13 protein-coding genes are annotated in these 15,848 nt (G+C 62.4%); all 13 read right to left on the bottom strand.

Features of this window, described 5'->3' with window-relative positions; genetic code table 11:
- Positions 1 to 18: 18 nt before the first annotated feature.
- Complete coding sequence (locus THECO_RS09925) at positions 19 to 2,649, bottom strand: FtsK/SpoIIIE family DNA translocase (protein WP_015254906.1); 2,631 nt, start codon at positions 2,647 to 2,649, stop codon at positions 19 to 21.
- 83 nt (positions 2,650 to 2,732) lie between these two features.
- A complete protein-coding gene (locus THECO_RS09930) occupies positions 2,733 to 2,954 on the bottom strand; it encodes a YlzJ-like family protein (protein ID WP_015254907.1) in 222 nt (73 codons plus the stop codon).
- Complete coding sequence (locus tag THECO_RS09935) at positions 2,951 to 3,709, bottom strand: ClpP family protease (protein ID WP_015254908.1); 759 nt, start codon at positions 3,707 to 3,709, stop codon at positions 2,951 to 2,953. Before THECO_RS09935 ends, THECO_RS09930 begins: the two co-directional genes overlap by 4 nt.
- Positions 3,710 to 3,834: 125 nt before the next feature.
- Positions 3,835 to 5,511, bottom strand: coding sequence for a ribonuclease J (locus THECO_RS09940; RefSeq protein WP_015254909.1), 1,677 nt, complete (start codon positions 5,509 to 5,511; stop codon positions 3,835 to 3,837).
- A gap of 207 nt (positions 5,512 to 5,718) precedes the next feature.
- Positions 5,719 to 6,603 carry a 4-hydroxy-tetrahydrodipicolinate synthase gene (gene dapA, locus THECO_RS09945; RefSeq protein WP_015254910.1) on the bottom strand — a complete coding sequence of 295 codons (885 nt, stop codon included), beginning with the start codon at positions 6,601 to 6,603 and terminating at the stop codon, positions 5,719 to 5,721.
- Positions 6,603 to 7,859 (bottom strand): aspartate kinase, encoded by a 1,257-nt coding sequence (gene dapG, locus THECO_RS09950; RefSeq protein ID WP_015254911.1) that lies wholly within the window; start codon positions 7,857 to 7,859, stop codon positions 6,603 to 6,605. Before dapG ends, dapA begins: the two co-directional genes overlap by 1 nt.
- 106 nt (positions 7,860 to 7,965) lie before the next feature.
- Positions 7,966 to 9,006 carry an aspartate-semialdehyde dehydrogenase gene (locus tag THECO_RS09955; RefSeq protein ID WP_015254912.1) on the bottom strand — a complete coding sequence of 347 codons (1,041 nt, stop codon included), beginning with the start codon at positions 9,004 to 9,006 and terminating at the stop codon, positions 7,966 to 7,968.
- 90 nt (positions 9,007 to 9,096) lie between these two features.
- Positions 9,097 to 9,693, bottom strand: a complete 597-nt coding sequence (locus THECO_RS09960) for a dipicolinate synthase subunit B (RefSeq protein ID WP_015254913.1) — start codon at positions 9,691 to 9,693, stop codon at positions 9,097 to 9,099.
- Positions 9,690 to 10,589: a dipicolinate synthase subunit DpsA gene (gene dpsA / locus THECO_RS09965; protein WP_015254914.1), complete on the bottom strand. Its 900-nt coding sequence runs from the start codon at positions 10,587 to 10,589 to the stop codon at positions 9,690 to 9,692. Before dpsA ends, THECO_RS09960 begins: the two co-directional genes overlap by 4 nt.
- A 159-nt stretch (positions 10,590 to 10,748) precedes the next feature.
- Positions 10,749 to 11,198 carry a dUTP diphosphatase gene (gene dut / locus THECO_RS09970; RefSeq protein ID WP_015254915.1) on the bottom strand — a complete coding sequence of 150 codons (450 nt, stop codon included), beginning with the start codon at positions 11,196 to 11,198 and terminating at the stop codon, positions 10,749 to 10,751.
- Entirely contained in the window at positions 11,179 to 12,444 is a 1,266-nt protein-coding gene (locus tag THECO_RS09975) for a M16 family metallopeptidase (protein ID WP_015254916.1), read from the bottom strand. The genes dut and THECO_RS09975 overlap by 20 nt, the downstream gene beginning before the upstream one ends.
- A gap of 43 nt (positions 12,445 to 12,487) precedes the next feature.
- On the bottom strand, positions 12,488 to 13,495 hold the full coding sequence (locus tag THECO_RS09980) for a polysaccharide deacetylase family protein (RefSeq protein WP_015254917.1): 1,008 nt from the start codon (positions 13,493 to 13,495) through the stop codon (positions 12,488 to 12,490).
- A 156-nt stretch (positions 13,496 to 13,651) separates the two neighbouring features.
- Positions 13,652 to 15,751 carry a polyribonucleotide nucleotidyltransferase gene (gene pnp / locus THECO_RS09985; RefSeq protein ID WP_015254918.1) on the bottom strand — a complete coding sequence of 700 codons (2,100 nt, stop codon included), beginning with the start codon at positions 15,749 to 15,751 and terminating at the stop codon, positions 13,652 to 13,654.
- Positions 15,752 to 15,848: the final 97 nt, after the last annotated feature.

Genomic DNA, 15,848 nt, shown 5'->3' on the forward strand with positions numbered 1-15,848 from the left:
GCATATCGCCTATGAAGTTCAGGAGGAGATCTGTCCGGGCGGATACTGCCCTTCGGAAATGAGCACCTCGCGCGGCTTGCTGCCCTCATACGGGCCGACGATGCCGCGCGCCTCCATCTGGTCGATGAGCCGGGCCGCCCGCGCGTATCCGATGCGCATCCGCCGCTGCAGCAGCGAGACGGAAGCCTGTTTCGCCTCGAGCACGACCTGCACCGCCTGGTCGAACAGCTCGTCCAGATCATCATCCGCTTCCTGCGGCTCGTCGTCGACCTCGGGCACGAGGTCTTCCTTATACTCGGCCTGCGCCTGATCGCGGGCGAACTGCACGACGGCCTCGACTTCCTGATCGGAGAGGAACGCGCCCTGCACGCGGATCGGCTTCGACATGCCGACCGGCAGGAAGAGCATGTCGCCGCGGCCGAGAAGCTTATCCGCGCCGGCCATGTCGAGGATCGTGCGCGAGTCGACCTGCGACGAGACGCCGAAGGCGATCCGGGAAGGAATGTTCGCCTTGATGACGCCGGTGATGACGTCGACGGACGGACGCTGCGTCGCAATGATGAGATGGATGCCCGCCGCGCGCGCCATTTGCGCGAGCCGCGTGATCGCGTCTTCGACGTCGCTTGCCGCGACCATCATCAGGTCCGCGAGCTCGTCGACGATGACGACGATGTACGGCAGACGCGCTTCCGGATTGTCCTTCGTCTGCGCGTTGTACCCTTCGATGTTGCGGGTACCCGTCTTCGAGAACGCTTCGTACCGCTTCTCCATCTCGACGACGATCTTCTTCAGCGCGAGGGAAGCGCGCCGCGGATCGGTCACGACCGGCGCGAGCAGGTGCGGGATGCCGTTGTAGACGTTCAGCTCGACCATTTTCGGGTCGACCATCAGGAATTTCACTTCGTCTGGCGCCGCTTTGTACAGAATGCTCGTGATGATGCCGTTGATGCACACGGACTTGCCGGAGCCCGTCGCGCCGGCGACGAGCAGGTGCGGCATGCGCGCCAGATCGGCGACGATCGGCTGGCCGGAGATGTCCCGGCCGAGGGCGACCGACAGCTTTGACGCGGCGTTCTGGAATACGGGCGATTCCATCACTTCACGCAGCGTCACCGTCGCCACTTCGGTGTTCGGCACCTCGATACCGATCGCCGACTTGCCCGGGATCGGCGCCTCCATGCGGATGTCCTTCGCCGCGAGCGCCAGCGCAATGTCGTCCGTCAGGCTGACGATCCGGCTCACCTTCACGCCGGCGGCCGGCTGCACCTCGTAACGGGTGACGGCCGGTCCGCGCACGACGTCCAGCACCGTCGCCTTCACGCCGAAACTTTCCAGCGTCGCCTCCAGCTTGCGCCTCGCTTCGCCGTGATCGGCGGCGCTGTTCTTGCCGGGCTGCGGCCGCGACAGCAGCGACAGCGGCGGCAGCAGATAAGGCCGCGACGGTTTCGGCGGCAGGGCGTCCGCATCTTCGGTATCGCCGGTCTCTTCGCTGTTCTCCCGCTTCACGCCGATCCGGACAACCGGCGAGGCGGGCGCAGCCGCCCCCGGAGCTTCCTCGGCCGCATCCGTCCCATCTCCGGCATCCGCTTCCGGTTCAACCGGATCGGCCGGGTCCTCCTGCCGCAGCGGTTCAGGCTGCCACGGTTCCCGGCCGGCCGTTCCCGCTTCCTCCGACGCTTCCGACTCCGGCTGAATGCCTTGGACCGGCTCGAGCGGGTTCAACTCGCCGGGCATCGCGACCGCCGCGTCCGCAGCCTCCGGATTCCCGTGTTCCGGTTCAGCCGGGGAGGCGTCTTCCTCCTTACGCCCGGCATCGCTCCGCCAAGGGAAGAACAACGTTCGGCGGCGCGCGGTCTGCTTGGGCGGCACGAACGAATCATCGTCGTCCATCAGATCCTCATCATCGATCAGAATGAGCGGAGAGCCCGGATTATCAGCGTCAGGCTTGTCCGCCGGCAGCTCGTCCTCGGCCTGAACCGGAACCGCCTGAGCGGCGGCCGGCCTCCGTCTCCGGGAATCGGCCAGTTTGAGCCGGATGAGCTGAACGAACCGTCCGATCTGCCTGCGCAGCATGAGCGCAAGTTCGACGTACGATTTTCCTGTCGCCAGCATGATGCCGATGAGCAGCAGCACGACGGTAACGAATTTCGCGCCGAAATTGCCGAACAGAAAAAACAGCAGCGCATAGGCAAGGGCGCCGATATAGCCGCCGCTCAAATTTTTCTCGATAATCGGCATGGCGTAGAACTCGCCGGGCGTCGCCAGCTCGCGGATGTCGCGGGCATGCATCATGATCGCGTTGACCGACACCGGTTCGCCCAGCGGCTTCGTTTTCGCTTCCACGTCGCCCGCCGTGTAGGTCAGCAGCCAGAAAAGCAGAATGAGCGCGATACCGGTCATGCGGGACGACCATCTTGACGGCCATTTGCGCTTGATCATCGTCATGAGTCCCACATAAATGCCGGCAAGCGGCACAACGAAATAAAAATCGCCGAAGAACAACCCGAACAGATTGGCCAGCGCCTGGTCGACCGGCCACCCCTGCCCGGACATGGCGATGACGGACAGCGTGATCAGGAGAATGCCGTAAACTTCATATTTCAAAGCTGAGCCGATAGCGTTTTTCTTCCGTTTGCGCTTCGCCAACATCGGTCACCTCAGAGCGATTATACCATATTGGGCGAAGCGCCGGATATTTGTACCGCAAAATGCGGCGAATCGGGACCTGCCGACTAGGGCTGCATGCGGATCAGATTGCCGGGATTGAGCGCCGGGTCGAGATAGGCGTCGAGCGGGCAATCCAGCAGCCGGACGATGCGGCCGCAGCCGTCCCCGACGGGTTCGACTTCCAGCAGCATGCCGCCCGTCCGGATTTCCACGGTTCGCCGCATGCGCTTCGGATCGTCGATGCCGTCAAGCACGATTTCAAGCGGCAGAATCGTATGAAACGTCATTGCAGCGCACCGCCCGTTCCGGCCGGCTGCTTCCGCTGCGCAATCAGCCGGTTCAGCTCGGCCAGCGCGTCGCCGATGCCGCCCACCGCGTCGATCAGCCCGTCCTTCACGGCATCCGGGCCGATGACGGTCGTGCCGATGTCGCGCGTCAGCTCTCCGGTCTTGAACATCAGTTCCTTGAACCGCGCTTCGCTGATCCCGGAATGCGACGTGACAAAACGGACGACCCGCTCCTGCATTTTGTCCAGATATTCGAAGGTCTGCGGCACGCCGATCACCAGACCGTTGAGCCTGATCGGATGAATCGTCATCGTGGCGGTCTCGGCGATGAACGAACGGTCGCCGGCGACGGCGATCGGCACGCCGATCGAATGGCCGCCTCCGAGCACGAGCGTCACTTTCGGCTTCGTCAGCGAAGCGATCATCTCGGCGATCGCAAGCCCGGCCTCGACGTCGCCGCCGACCGTGTTGAGCACGACGAGGATGCCCTCGATCTTCGGGTTTTGCTCCGCGGCGGCAAGCTGCGGAATGAGGTGCTCGTACTTCGTCGTCTTGTTCTGCGGCGGCAGCACGATGTGGCCTTCGATCTGTCCGATGATCGTCATGCAGAAAATGTTCGATTCCGTCTGCGGCACCGTCGTCTGTCCGAGCTGCTGCACCGCCTGGACGGGTCCGGACGCGCGCCCCTGCTCGCCGTCTCCCGGGACCGGCCCCTCCGGCGGATTGACCGGCCCCGTCATGTCGTAAGCTGACATCAGCCCACCCTCCTTCAATTTGGCGCTCCACCTAGTATGAGGCCGGCATGCGGTTTTATGCGCAGCAAAAACCCCGCCATCTGCACAGATGGCGGGGAGATGATCGTTGTCGGCAATGCTGGCCGTCACACTTCCATAATAATCGGAAGAATCATCGGACGGCGGCGGGTCTGCTCGTACAGGAACCTGCCGAGCACATCCTTCACATTCGTCTTGAGCGAAGCCCATTCGTTCACATTGTCGCTCATCAGCTTGTTGAGCGTCTGCGTCACGAGCCGGTTCGCTTCCTCCAGCAAGCCTTCGGATTCCCGCACATAGACGAAACCGCGGGAAATGATATCCGGCCCGGACAGAATCGTGCCGTCCTGCTTGCTCAGCGTGACGACGACGACGAGGATGCCGTCCTGCGACAGCAGCTTCCGGTCGCGGAGGACGATGTTGCCGACGTCGCCGACACCGAGGCCGTCGATCAGCACGATGCCCGACGGCACCTTGTTGCCCTTGCGGGCAACGCCGTTCTGAATTTCGACCGTATCACCGTTGTCGAGAATGAAAATGTTCTCGCGCTCGATGCCGACGCTTTCCGCGAGCAGCGCGTGCTGCCTCAGCATCCGGTATTCGCCGTGAATCGGGATGAAATATTTCGGCTTCATCAGGTTGAGCATGAGCTTCAGCTCTTCCTGGCTGCCGTGTCCGGAAACGTGGACGGCCGACGACGCGGTAGGTCCGTAAATGACATTCGCGCCGAGGCGGAACAGCTCGTCGACCGTGCGGCCGACAAACCGCTCGTTGCCCGGAATCGGCGTCGCCGCGATGATGACGGTGTCGCCCGGCAGGATGTCCAACTTCCGGTGAGCCGAACGCGCCATCCGCGTGAGCGCCGACATCGGTTCGCCCTGGCTGCCCGTCGACAGGATGACCACGCGGTCGGCGGCCATCTTCCCGACTTCCTCCGGCTCAATCAGCATGCCTTCCGGAATGTGCAGGTAGCCGAGCTCCGAAGCGATCGCCACCACGTTCACCATGCTGCGTCCGATGACCGTCAGCTTGCGCTTCGTCGCCATGGCGGCATTGATGACCTGTTGAATGCGGTGCACGTTCGAAGCGAACGTCGCGACGACGACGCGCTGCTTCGCTTTGCGGAAAATATCTTCAAGCTCCTGCCCCACCTTGCTTTCCGAAGGGGTGAACCCCGGCCGTTCGGCGTTCGTGCTGTCGGACAGGAGCGCCAGCACGCCGCGCTTTCCGATCTCGGCCATCCGCTGCAGATCGGCGAATTGCCCGTTCACCGGCGTGTGATCGAACTTGAAGTCGCCGGTGTGGACGACGACGCCTTCCGGCGTGTCGAGGCAGATGCCGACCGAATCCGGAATGCTGTGGTTCGTGCGGAAGAACGACGCTTTGATCGATCCGAGCTGAACGACCGAATCGGCGTTGATCAAGATCCGCTTCGTCTCGCCGAGCAGACCGGCTTCCTTCAGCTTCACCTCGATCAATCCGAGCGTCAGCTTCGTGCCGTACACCGGCACATTGAGATGTTTCAGCACGTAAGGCAGTCCGCCGATGTGATCTTCGTGGCCGTGCGTTATCAGGATGCCGCGCACCTTGTCGCGGTTCTCCGTCAAGTACGTGATATCGGGGATGACGATGTCAACCCCCAGCATATCCTCTTCGGGAAATTTCAGCCCCGAATCCACAACGACAATGTCGTTCCCGTACTGGACGACATACATGTTCTTCCCGATCTCGCCGACGCCGCCCAATGCAAAAATTAGCAGCTTATCCTGGTTCTTCTTTGACAATGGAATTTCGTACCTCCCGTAACTGTTGGACGTCGATCCAAACGCTATTGATTTTTCAAAGATTTGCCGATCCCGATCACTTGTAACCCATTATACATGATGCCGGAGGCGCCACACAAGTTGAACCCCGGCGTCGAGGTCCGCAAGTCCGCACAAAGAAAACCGATGCGGCAAATCGTGCATCGGTCTCTCCGACTACGCTTGCTCCTATTCGCGATTGTCCAGCAGATTGCGCACGAAGGCCGCCTCGGCTTCGGTGAGCGGCACAAGCGGCAGACGCACCCCGCCTACCGGGATGCCGAGATGGTTCAGGGCATACTTCACCGGCACCGGATTCGTCACCGGATGCGGGCAGTTGAACAGCCCCTTGAAGATCGGCGACAACTGCTGATGCAGTCTGGCCGCTTCTGCTGTCCGGCCTTCGACATACGCGTTGATCATTTGTTTCATTTCGCGGCCGATAATATGGCTCGTGACGCTGACAATGCCGTACGCTCCGACGGCCAGCGCGGGCAGCGTCTGGCTGTCATCGCCGCTGTACACCTTGAAATGCGCCGGCGCTCCGGCCGCGATGGCGGTCAGCTGCTCCGTCGGCGCGCAATCCTTCGTCGCGACGATGTTCGGGATTTCGGCAAGCCGCAGCGTCGTGTCGACGTTGAGGTTGACTCCCGTCCGTCCGGGAACGTTGTACAGCATGACCGGCAGTTTCGTCGATTCCGCGATGGCGCGGAAATGCTGATACAAGCCTTCCTGGCTCGGCTTGTTGTAATAAGGCGAGACGAGCAGCACGCCGTCTGCTCCGGCGGCCTCCGCTTCCTTCGTCAGATGGATCGAGTGCGCCGTGTTGTTGCTGCCCGTGCCGGCAATGACGGGTACCCGTCCGGCTGCCCGCTCAACCGCGAATTTGTACAGGGCGATTTTCTCTTCATCGTCCAGCGTCGGCGATTCGCCGGTTGTACCGCAGACGACGATGCTGTCGGTCTGCTGCTCGCCGATCAGATAATCGATGAGCCGACCGGTGGTCTCCCAGTCGATCTTGCCTTCCGCGTCGAACGGGGTGACCATGGCGGTAATCAATCTTCCGAAATCCATTACGACTCCTCCTGTGCCAGTTGGGACGCTTCATGCGCCGCGGCTGCCGGCCGGTCAAGGCCGAACCTGGCATGCAGCGCGCGCACCGCGTCCGCCATATCCGCCTGACGGACGAGCACCCAGATCGACGCGTTCGAATCCGCGCTCTGCAGGATCGGAATGCCTTCGTCGGTCAGCGCTTCGACGATCGCCGCCATGATGCCGGGAACGCCGTTCATGCCGCCGCCGACGACAGACACCTTGGCGCAGTTGCGGATGGCCGAGTACGCGCAGCCCAGTTCGCTGAGCAGCCCGATCGCCCGGTCGGCGTCGGCGTCGAATACCGTGTATACGCATCCGCTCGGCGTCACATTGATGAAATCGATGCTGATTCCGTGCCGGGCCATTGTGCCGAACACCCGGACCTGCATGTCGCCCGGCTCCGAGGCGCCGTACGCGACGGTCAATTGCGTCACGCCGGCCGTATGGGCGATGCCGACGATCGGGCGATCGGGCACCTCGCCCGCGGCGAACATGCCCGGCCCCGTCACCAGCGTCCCTTCGTCGTCCGTGAACGTCGACCGGATGCGGAGCGGAATGCCCGCCTGCGCCGCAACTTCGACCGCCCGCGGATGAACGACCTTCGCGCCTTGCCGGGCCAGATTGCTGATCTCGGCGTAACTGACGGCCTTGAGCGGCCTCGCTTCGGCGACGAGCCGCGGATCGGCCGTCAGAATGCCGTCCACATCGGTATAAATATCGACCCGCTGCGCGCGGAGCGCAGCGCCCAGCGCCGCGGCCGTCGTGTCGCTCCCGCCGCGGCCGAGCGTCGTCGTATCGCCGCCGGGAGACATGCCCTGAAATCCGGTGACGATCACGACGGTCCCTTCATCCAGCCGCCTCAGCACCGGTTCGGTTTCGATGCGCGTAATGCGCGCGGCACCGAAACGACCGTCCGTCCGGATGCCGGCCTGGCCGCCGGTCAGCACGACCGCCGGCACGCCTTCGTTGCAGAGCAGTCCGCACAGGACGACGGCGGCGATCACTTCACCGCAGGACGCGATCAGATCGCGTTCCCGGGCGGGCAAGTTCTCGCTGTCCGGCAAGGCCAGCAGCGTATCCGTCGCATACGGATCGCCCCTCCTGCCCATGGCCGAGACGACGACGACAACGGAATACCCGGCCTCGCGTTCGCGGACGATATGCCGCAGCACATGCCTTCGGGCATCGTCCGTCGCCAGCGAAGTGCCGCCGAATTTCTGGACCAGAATGGCCATGTCCGCTTCACGCCCCTTGCTCTAGGACGACGAACGGCCGCTGTCGCAATGGACGGTTGGCGAATCAGTCTGACGGGGCGGCCGGACCGAAGATCCCGTGCGATCCTCAGCCGCGGCTGTTCACGATGGTTTCCGCGATCTGTACGGCGTTCCAGGCCGCACCTTTGAGCAGATTGTCGGAGACGATCCACAGGTTGAGTCCGCGCGGATGGGTGAGATCCCGGCGAATCCGGCCGACGAAGACATCCGGTCTTCCTTCGGCTTCGGTCGCGAGCGGGTACCGCTGGCTTGCGGGATCGTCCACAACCGTAATGCCCGGTGCGTTCGACAGCAGCGATCTGACGTCATCCAGCTCGTAATCGCTTTTCAATTCGACGTAGACCGATTCCGAATGACCTCTCAGCACCGGAATGCGCACACAGGTTGCCGTGACCGCGATCGAATCATCGCCCATGATCTTCTTCGTCTCGTTCACCATCTTCATTTCTTCGAACGTGTAGCCGTTGTCCTGGAACTTGTCGATCTGCGGAATGGCGTTGAATGCGATTTGATGCTTCACCGGCAGCGAGCTGACCGGCAGCACGTCCGGCTCCGGTTTCCGGCCGGCAAGCAATTCTTCCGTCTGACGCAGCAGTTCGGTCACCGCACGTGCCCCCGCGCCGGATACCGCCTGATAGGTCGAGACGATGATCCGCGCGATGCCGTAGCGGTCATGGAGCGGCTTGAGCGCCGCGACCATCTGGATGGTCGAACAGTTCGGATTGGCGATGACCCCTTTGTGCCGGGCGATTTGCTCCGGATTCACTTCCGGCGCGACAAGCGGCGTCTCCGGATCCATCCGGTACGCGCTGGTGTTGTCGATGCATACCGCTCCGGCGGCCGCTGCATGCGGCACCAGCTTCCTGCTGACGTCGCTGCCCGCGCTGAACAGCGCGATCTCGACGCCTTCGAAGCTGTCCGGTCCCGCTTCCTGAACCGTATATTCACGGCCGCGGAACTTCAACTTCGTCCCGGCCGACCGGGCGGACGAAAGCAGCTTGAGCTCCCCCACGGGGAAATTCCGCGATTCGAGCATCCGGATCATCTGTTCCCCCACGGCTCCTGTCGCGCCGACAACCGCAACATGGTACAGCTTTTGTTCGGACATTGTGTGCTTGCGCTCCTCTCGCCCATGGAACGGGAAACCGGCCGCTGCAGCCGATCAGCCGAACGGTGCGGCCGCGGGCAGGACCGGGGTCTAGTTGCGGAAACGTTCGATGAGCAGCGGCTGAATCTGCCGGCCTTCCAGCGCCGCTTCGCATGTCTCGAGCAGCAGATCCATCTTCGCGACGAGCGAGTTCGGTTTCTGCTGCGGATTGTCCTGGCCGAACGGGACGAAATAGATGTTCTTGGCGTTCAGCAGCTTCGCGATATTCGGCGCGTTCAGGCCGAGGCCGTCATTCGTCGAAATCGCGAGCACCAGCGGGCGGCAGTTGCGCATCTGCGCCTTGGCCGCCATCAGCACCGGGCTGTCGGTTATCGCGTTGGCCAGTTTGCTCGTCGTATTGCCCGTGCACGGCGCGATGGTCATGATGTCCAGCAGTTTGGAAGGACCGAGCGGCTCGGCTTCCACAATGGAAGAGATGACTTCGTTCCCGGTAATCTCCTTCAATTTGCGCCGCCATTCTTCCGCCGTGCCGAACCGAGTGTCCGTCGTAAGCACGCTGTGTGAAATGATCGGCACCACGTTCGCGCCCGCATCGACGAACCGCTGAATCTGCGGCATCACTTCGTCGAACGTGCAATGTGAGCCCGACAATCCGTACCCGACCGTCTTGTCTTGCCAAATGCTCATCGCTTCTCCCTCCCGAGCCGCAAGTCTTCCATCAGGAGCCGGCCGAGACAGTCCGCCATGATGCGGCCGGCGGTCTTCGGAGCCACGATGCCGGGAAGTCCGGGCGCGAGCAGCGCTTTGATGCCGCGCCGCTCGGCGTAGCGGAAATCGGTGCCGCCGGGCTTCGACGCAAGGTCGATGATGACGGCGCGCGATGGCATTTGAGCAATGATCTGTGCTGTGACTATCATAGTCGGAATTGTATTAAAAAGCAAGTCGAGGTTGCCCGCGTGAGCCGCCAGATCCTTGATGTAGAAAGGCTCGAAGCCCATCTCGTACGCCCGGGCAAAATGTTCGTCCCGCCGCACGCCGATCTTCACTCTCGCCCCCATTCCCCTGAGCGTCCGGGCGAGCGTCAGCCCTGTCCTCCCCATTCCCAGCACCAGTGCCGTCGATCCGTGGATCGTAATGTCGGTATGTTGAATCGCCATCATGACGGCGCCTTCGGCCGTCGGTATCGAATTGTAGATCGCCACGTCGTCCCGCTCGAACAATTCGACCAGACCGATGCCGTATTTCGCGCACAAATCCTTTAAGTACGGCTTCGCCATTCCCGTGTAAACCTTGCAATGCTTGGGCAGCCGGGCGATGTAGGCTTCTTCCAGCACAAGCTGCTTGTCGCTGAATACGGCCGTCACCGTGCCGTCGTCGTCGGTGCCGACTGCGGGCAGAATGAGGGCATCGGCGTCTTCGAACAATTGTCCGTCCAGTTCGGCATGCACGGCTCCGTCCAACGGCGTGCTCAGCCCGTCGAAGCCGACGGCCAGCACGGTTGCGTCGAGTTCGGTCAGCTTGCGGATGACTTCAAGCTGCCTCGCATCGCCGCCGACCAGCACGATATTCGCGCCCGTGAGCACATTCCCACTCCTTTCCGCACCTGGGCTATAGACCATCGTATGCGGAAAGCGCTCCGCGGGTGATTCAGGCAAGAGCGGAGGCCAAAGGCATGAAAAAAGGCCGTTCCGGCGGCATGACGCCTTCGGAACAGCCTTATCGCACGCATTATGAAGATAAAATTACGCCCCGGTCCCGGTATGCCCGAATCCGCCGGCCCCGCGGCCGGTGTCGTCCAGCTCGTCCGCTTCGATCAGCCGTACGGGCGGCACCTCCTGGAACACCATCTGGGCGATCCGGTCGCCGCGCCGGATCGTGAACGGTTCGCTGCCCAGATTGATCAGCAGCACCTTCACCTCACCGCGGTAGTCGGCGTCGATCGTGCCCGGCGTGTTGAGGCATGTGATGCCGTGCTTGAGCGCCAGTCCGCTGCGCGGCCGGATCTGCGCCTCCAGTTCGCGCGGCATCGCCATGGCGAAGCCTGTCGGAATGAGACTGCGCTCGCCGGGGGCCAGCGTCACCGGCTCATCGACGGCGGCGTGAACGTCGAATCCCGCCGCCCATTCGGACATCCGCTCCGGAAGCGGCAGACCTTCGCCGCCGGGCAGCCGTTTAATGCGAACTTCGTACAAGACAATCCCTCCTCAATGCGGACACCGCCGAATCGTCCGGTCCGACCGCCGCGACGGCGAACGGAACGGCAAACATCCGGTCGATCATCATCCGGACGTCATCCAGCGTCACCGCGTCGATCCGTTCGAGCATCTCGTCGAGCGAATCGTGGCGTCCGAGCATCAGCTCGTTCTTGCCGATCCGGTTCATCCGGCTGCTCGTGCTTTCCAGGCTCAAAATGAGGCTGCCTTTGAGCTGCTCCTTGCCGCGCTCAAGTTCCGCCTCGGTCAGCCCGCCTTCGGCGAGATCGGCCAGCTGTTCGAGCGCCACGTCCAGCACTTCTTTCGTCTGCTTCGGCGCCGTTCCCGCATAGATGGTGAAGATGCCGCTGTCGGCACAGGACGTATGATAGGAATAGACGGAGTAGGCCAGTCCGCGCTTCTCGCGGATTTCCTGGAACAGCCGCGAGCTCATCCCGCCGCCGAGCGCGTTGTTGAGCAGCACCATCGCATACAGCTTCGGGTCGCCGATCGGGCAGCCGGGAAACGACAGGCAGAGATGGTGCTGTTCGGTTTGCTTATGATGATAGATATAATCGCCCCGGAATACCGGCGGAACCGGCTTCGTGCCTCCGCCGCGCCGGTCGAAGCGGCCGAAATGGCGCTCGAGCAGTTCCGGCAGCTTGCCCTCGTCCACGTTGCCGGCGATGGCGATGACCGTATTGTCCGTCCGGTACTGCCGGGACATGTAGCCCCTGAGATCATCCGGCTGCATGGCGCGCAGCCGGTCTTCCAGCCCGAGAATCGAATAGGCGAGCGGATGATCGCCGAATGCGGCCCGCGACGCCTCGTCGTGCACCTTGTCGTCGGGCGTGTCTTCGTACATCGCGATTTCCTCGAGGATGACGTTCTTCTCCTTGGCCAGTTCGCACGAATCGAACTGCGATTCGAAGAACATGTCCGCCAGCGCTTCCACCGCGATCGGCAAATGCCGGTCCAGCACCTTCGCGTAATAGCAGGTGTACTCTTTCGACGTAAACGCGTTCACGTTGCCGCCGATGCCGTCGAAAAGGTCCGCGATATCCTTCGCGCTGCGCTTCGCCGTTCCCTTGAAAAGCATGTGTTCAATCAAATGCGAGATGCCGCTGATCTCCGGCGTCTCATCGCGGGAACCCGTCCTCACCCAGATGCCGAACGAGACGGAACGGCTGGTCGGGATGGGTTCGACCACGATGCGCAGACCGTTCTGCAGCGTATAACGATTCACCGCGTATCCCCCTGACGAAGTCAATGATTCCACTATACCAAAATCAAAGTGCGGGCTCAACCGGCGGCACCCGGGCGGTCGACAGCGTCCGGGACACCGTCCCGGGCTCGATGCCCTTGCTTCGCAGCACGTCGATCATGTCCGCCAGCGCGGCGCTCGCCGATGCGGTGGGATGCATCAGAATGAGCGACCCGGGGCCGGCGTCTCGCCGAATCTTCGCCACGATGTTTTCCGGCGGCGGACTTTTCCAGTCCACCGTATCGACCGTCCAGAGCACGGTCTTCAGCCCGAGCTGGGCGGCCGTCCGGACGGTCGTCGCATTGTATGAGCCGGAAGGCGGCGCAAACCACTTGTTGTCCCGCACGCCGAGTTTTTCTTTCAGCAGCGCTTCCGTCCGCGCGATCTGCCGATATTGCTCGTTTCGTCCGAGCTTCGCCATGTCCGGATGGGAATAGGCATGGTTGGACAACTCGTGGCCGCCTTCGGCAATTTGCCGGGCCAGCGTTTCGTTCTTCTCCAGCCACGATCCGTCGAAGAAGAAGGTTGCGCGCACGTTCTTCGCCTTCAGCGTCTCCAGCATGGAAGGCAGATGTTCGTTGCCCCAGGCGACATTGATCATGAGCGCCGCCATCCGCTTCTTCGGATTGCCGCGGTAGATCGGATGGGGGCCGAGATCGTCCAGTCCGACCTTCGGCTCGATCTCCCGCAGCACGGGCCGGATCGGCGCGCCTTCCGGCAGCAGGCGCATCGCCGCGTATGTACGCTCGATATCCAGTTCGACCCCGTTGTATCCGGGGATCGCATGCCAGACGCGGTCGACGACCGCATCGACGGGCGGTTCCGCATACTGCGGCGCAGCCGCTTTGATCCGTTCAAGCAGCGCATCGGCCTTGCCATCCGCCGCCGCTTGCGGAGCGGCATACGTGCGCACGCCGGCCCCGGCCTGCGCCTTGACCGCCTGAACGTAGTCGGCCATCGCCCTGACCGAAGCCGCAAGTCCCCAGACGGCGGCCGCGCACAGGGCGGCAGCCGCCAGCTTCTTCCATTTCATGACCGCGCTCCTTCGCCTTTAGTCTCCACCATTGTATGTAAAGCGGGACAAGAATATAACGCGCGGCATTCCTCAGTCCCGGGCCCCTGTGCCGCATAACGGCATAAAAAAAGAGACAGACGGTAATCTGGCTCTTTCTTGGGGCTTTGCCTAAGCTCATCGTTTCGCGCCTTGCGCGACGAGCACCGCTTTGCGGGACAGGTTGATCCGGCCCATCTGGTCGATCTCGGTGACTTTGACCGTAATCTTGTCGCCGATCTTCACGACGTCTTCCGTCTTGGCGACCCGTTCGGTCGACAGCTGCGAGATGTGCACCAGCCCTTCCTTGTTCGGCAGAATCTCGACGAAGGCGCCGAATTTTTCGATCCGTCGGACTGTTCCGACGTAGATTTCGCCGACGACAACATCCTTGACGATCCCCTCGATGATCTGGCGTGCTTTTTCGTTCGCCGCTTCATCCGCCGAAGCGATGTACACCTTGCCGTCCTGCTCGATGTCGATCTTGACGCCGGTATCTTCGATGATCTTGTTGATAATTTTGCCGCCGGCCCCGATCACATCGCGGATCTTGTCCGGGTTGATCTGCATGATAATGATCTTCGGCGCGTAAGGCGACAGCTGCTTGCGCGGCTCCTTGATGACCTCGAGCATCTTGCCAAGGATGTACATCCGGCCTTCGCGGGCCTGCTCCAGCGCCTGGGACAGAATTTCGCGGTCTATGCCGTCGATCTTGATGTCCATCTGGATCGCGGTAACGCCCTTCGCCGTCCCGGCCACCTTGAAGTCCATGTCGCCGAGGTGGTCTTCCATGCCCTGGATGTCCGACAGGATGGAGAACTGGTCGCCGTCCTTGATAAGCCCCATTGCAATGCCGGCCACCGGGGCCTTGATCGGAACGCCCGCATCCATCATGGCCAGCGTGCTGGCGCAGATCGAAGCCTGCGACGTCGAACCGTTCGATTCCAGCACTTCGGACACGAGCCGGATCGTGTACGGGAACTCGGATTCCGGCGGAATGACCTTCGCCAGCGCCCGTTCGCCGAGCGCGCCGTGTCCGATTTCGCGCCGTCCCGGAGCCCGGAGCGGTCTCGCTTCCCCGACGCTGAATGGCGGGAAGTTGTAGTGGTGCATGAACCGCTTCGACTCTTCGAGATCGATGCCGTCGAGAATCTGGACATCGCCGAGCGCGCCGAGCGTGCAGATGCTGAGCGCCTGCGTCTGACCGCGCGTGAACAGTCCGGAGCCGTGGGTGCGCGGCAGCAGCCCGACCTCGCATTCGATCGGACGGATCTCGTTCAAGGCGCGTCCGTCCGGACGAATCTTCTCGTGGGTGATCAGCCGGCGAACTTCTTCCTTGACGATGTCATGGAGCACTTCTTTCACATCGGCCATTTTCTCCGGCGTCTCGGCATAGACCTCTTCAAAATAGGCAATGGCGTCGGCGTTCACGGCGTCGATCGCATCCTGCCGCGCCTGCTTCTCCGGCACGCGGATCGCTTCGATCAGCCGCGCGCTTGCGAATTCGCGGACGGCGCGATTGACTTCCTCGTCCACCGCGTGCAGCTGCACTTCCATCTTCGGCTTGCCGGCGACGCTCACCAGTTCTTCGATCATGTCGACGATTTTCTTGATTTCCTCGTGGCCGAACATGATCGCTTCGAGGATGACCTCTTCCGGCACTTCATCGGCTTCCGCTTCGACCATCATGATCGCGTCCCGCGTGCCGGCGACGACGACGTAAATGTCCGACCGTTCCTCCTGCTCGACCGTCGGGTTGATGACGAATTCACCGTCCACGCGGCCGACGATGACGCCGCCGATCGGACCGTTGAACGGAATGTCGGAGATGGAAAGTGCCGCGGATGTGCCGATCATCGCGGAAATCTCCGGCGAGCAGTCCTGGTCGACGCTCATGACGAGGTCAACGATCTGCACTTCATTCCGGAAGCCCTCCGGAAACAGCGGCCGGATCGGACGGTCGGTCAGCCGGCTTGCCAGAATCGCTTTCTCGCTCGGACGGCCTTCGCGCTTGATGAATCCGCCCGGAATTTTGCCGACGGAATAGAGCCGCTCTTCAAAGTTCACCGTGAGCGGAAAGAAACCCAGATCCTTCGGCTCCTTCGATGCGGTCGCCGTACACAGGACGACCGTGTCGCCGTAGCGTACCGTCACGGCGGCGTTCGCCTGTTTCGCCAGCCGGCCGGTCTCCAGCACGAGCGGACGACCGCCGAGCTGCATCTCGACTCGATGTACCATTTAACTCCTCCTTCATAGCCTTACAGCACAATGCGCCTGCCTGTCCAATGGCAAAAAGCAACCAGACGCCGACGTCCGTCCCGCGGGACGGCTCGGG

This window comes from Thermobacillus composti KWC4 (genome assembly GCF_000227705.2).
GTDB classification, from domain to species: Bacteria; Bacillota; Bacilli; order Paenibacillales; family Paenibacillaceae; genus Thermobacillus; species Thermobacillus xylanilyticus.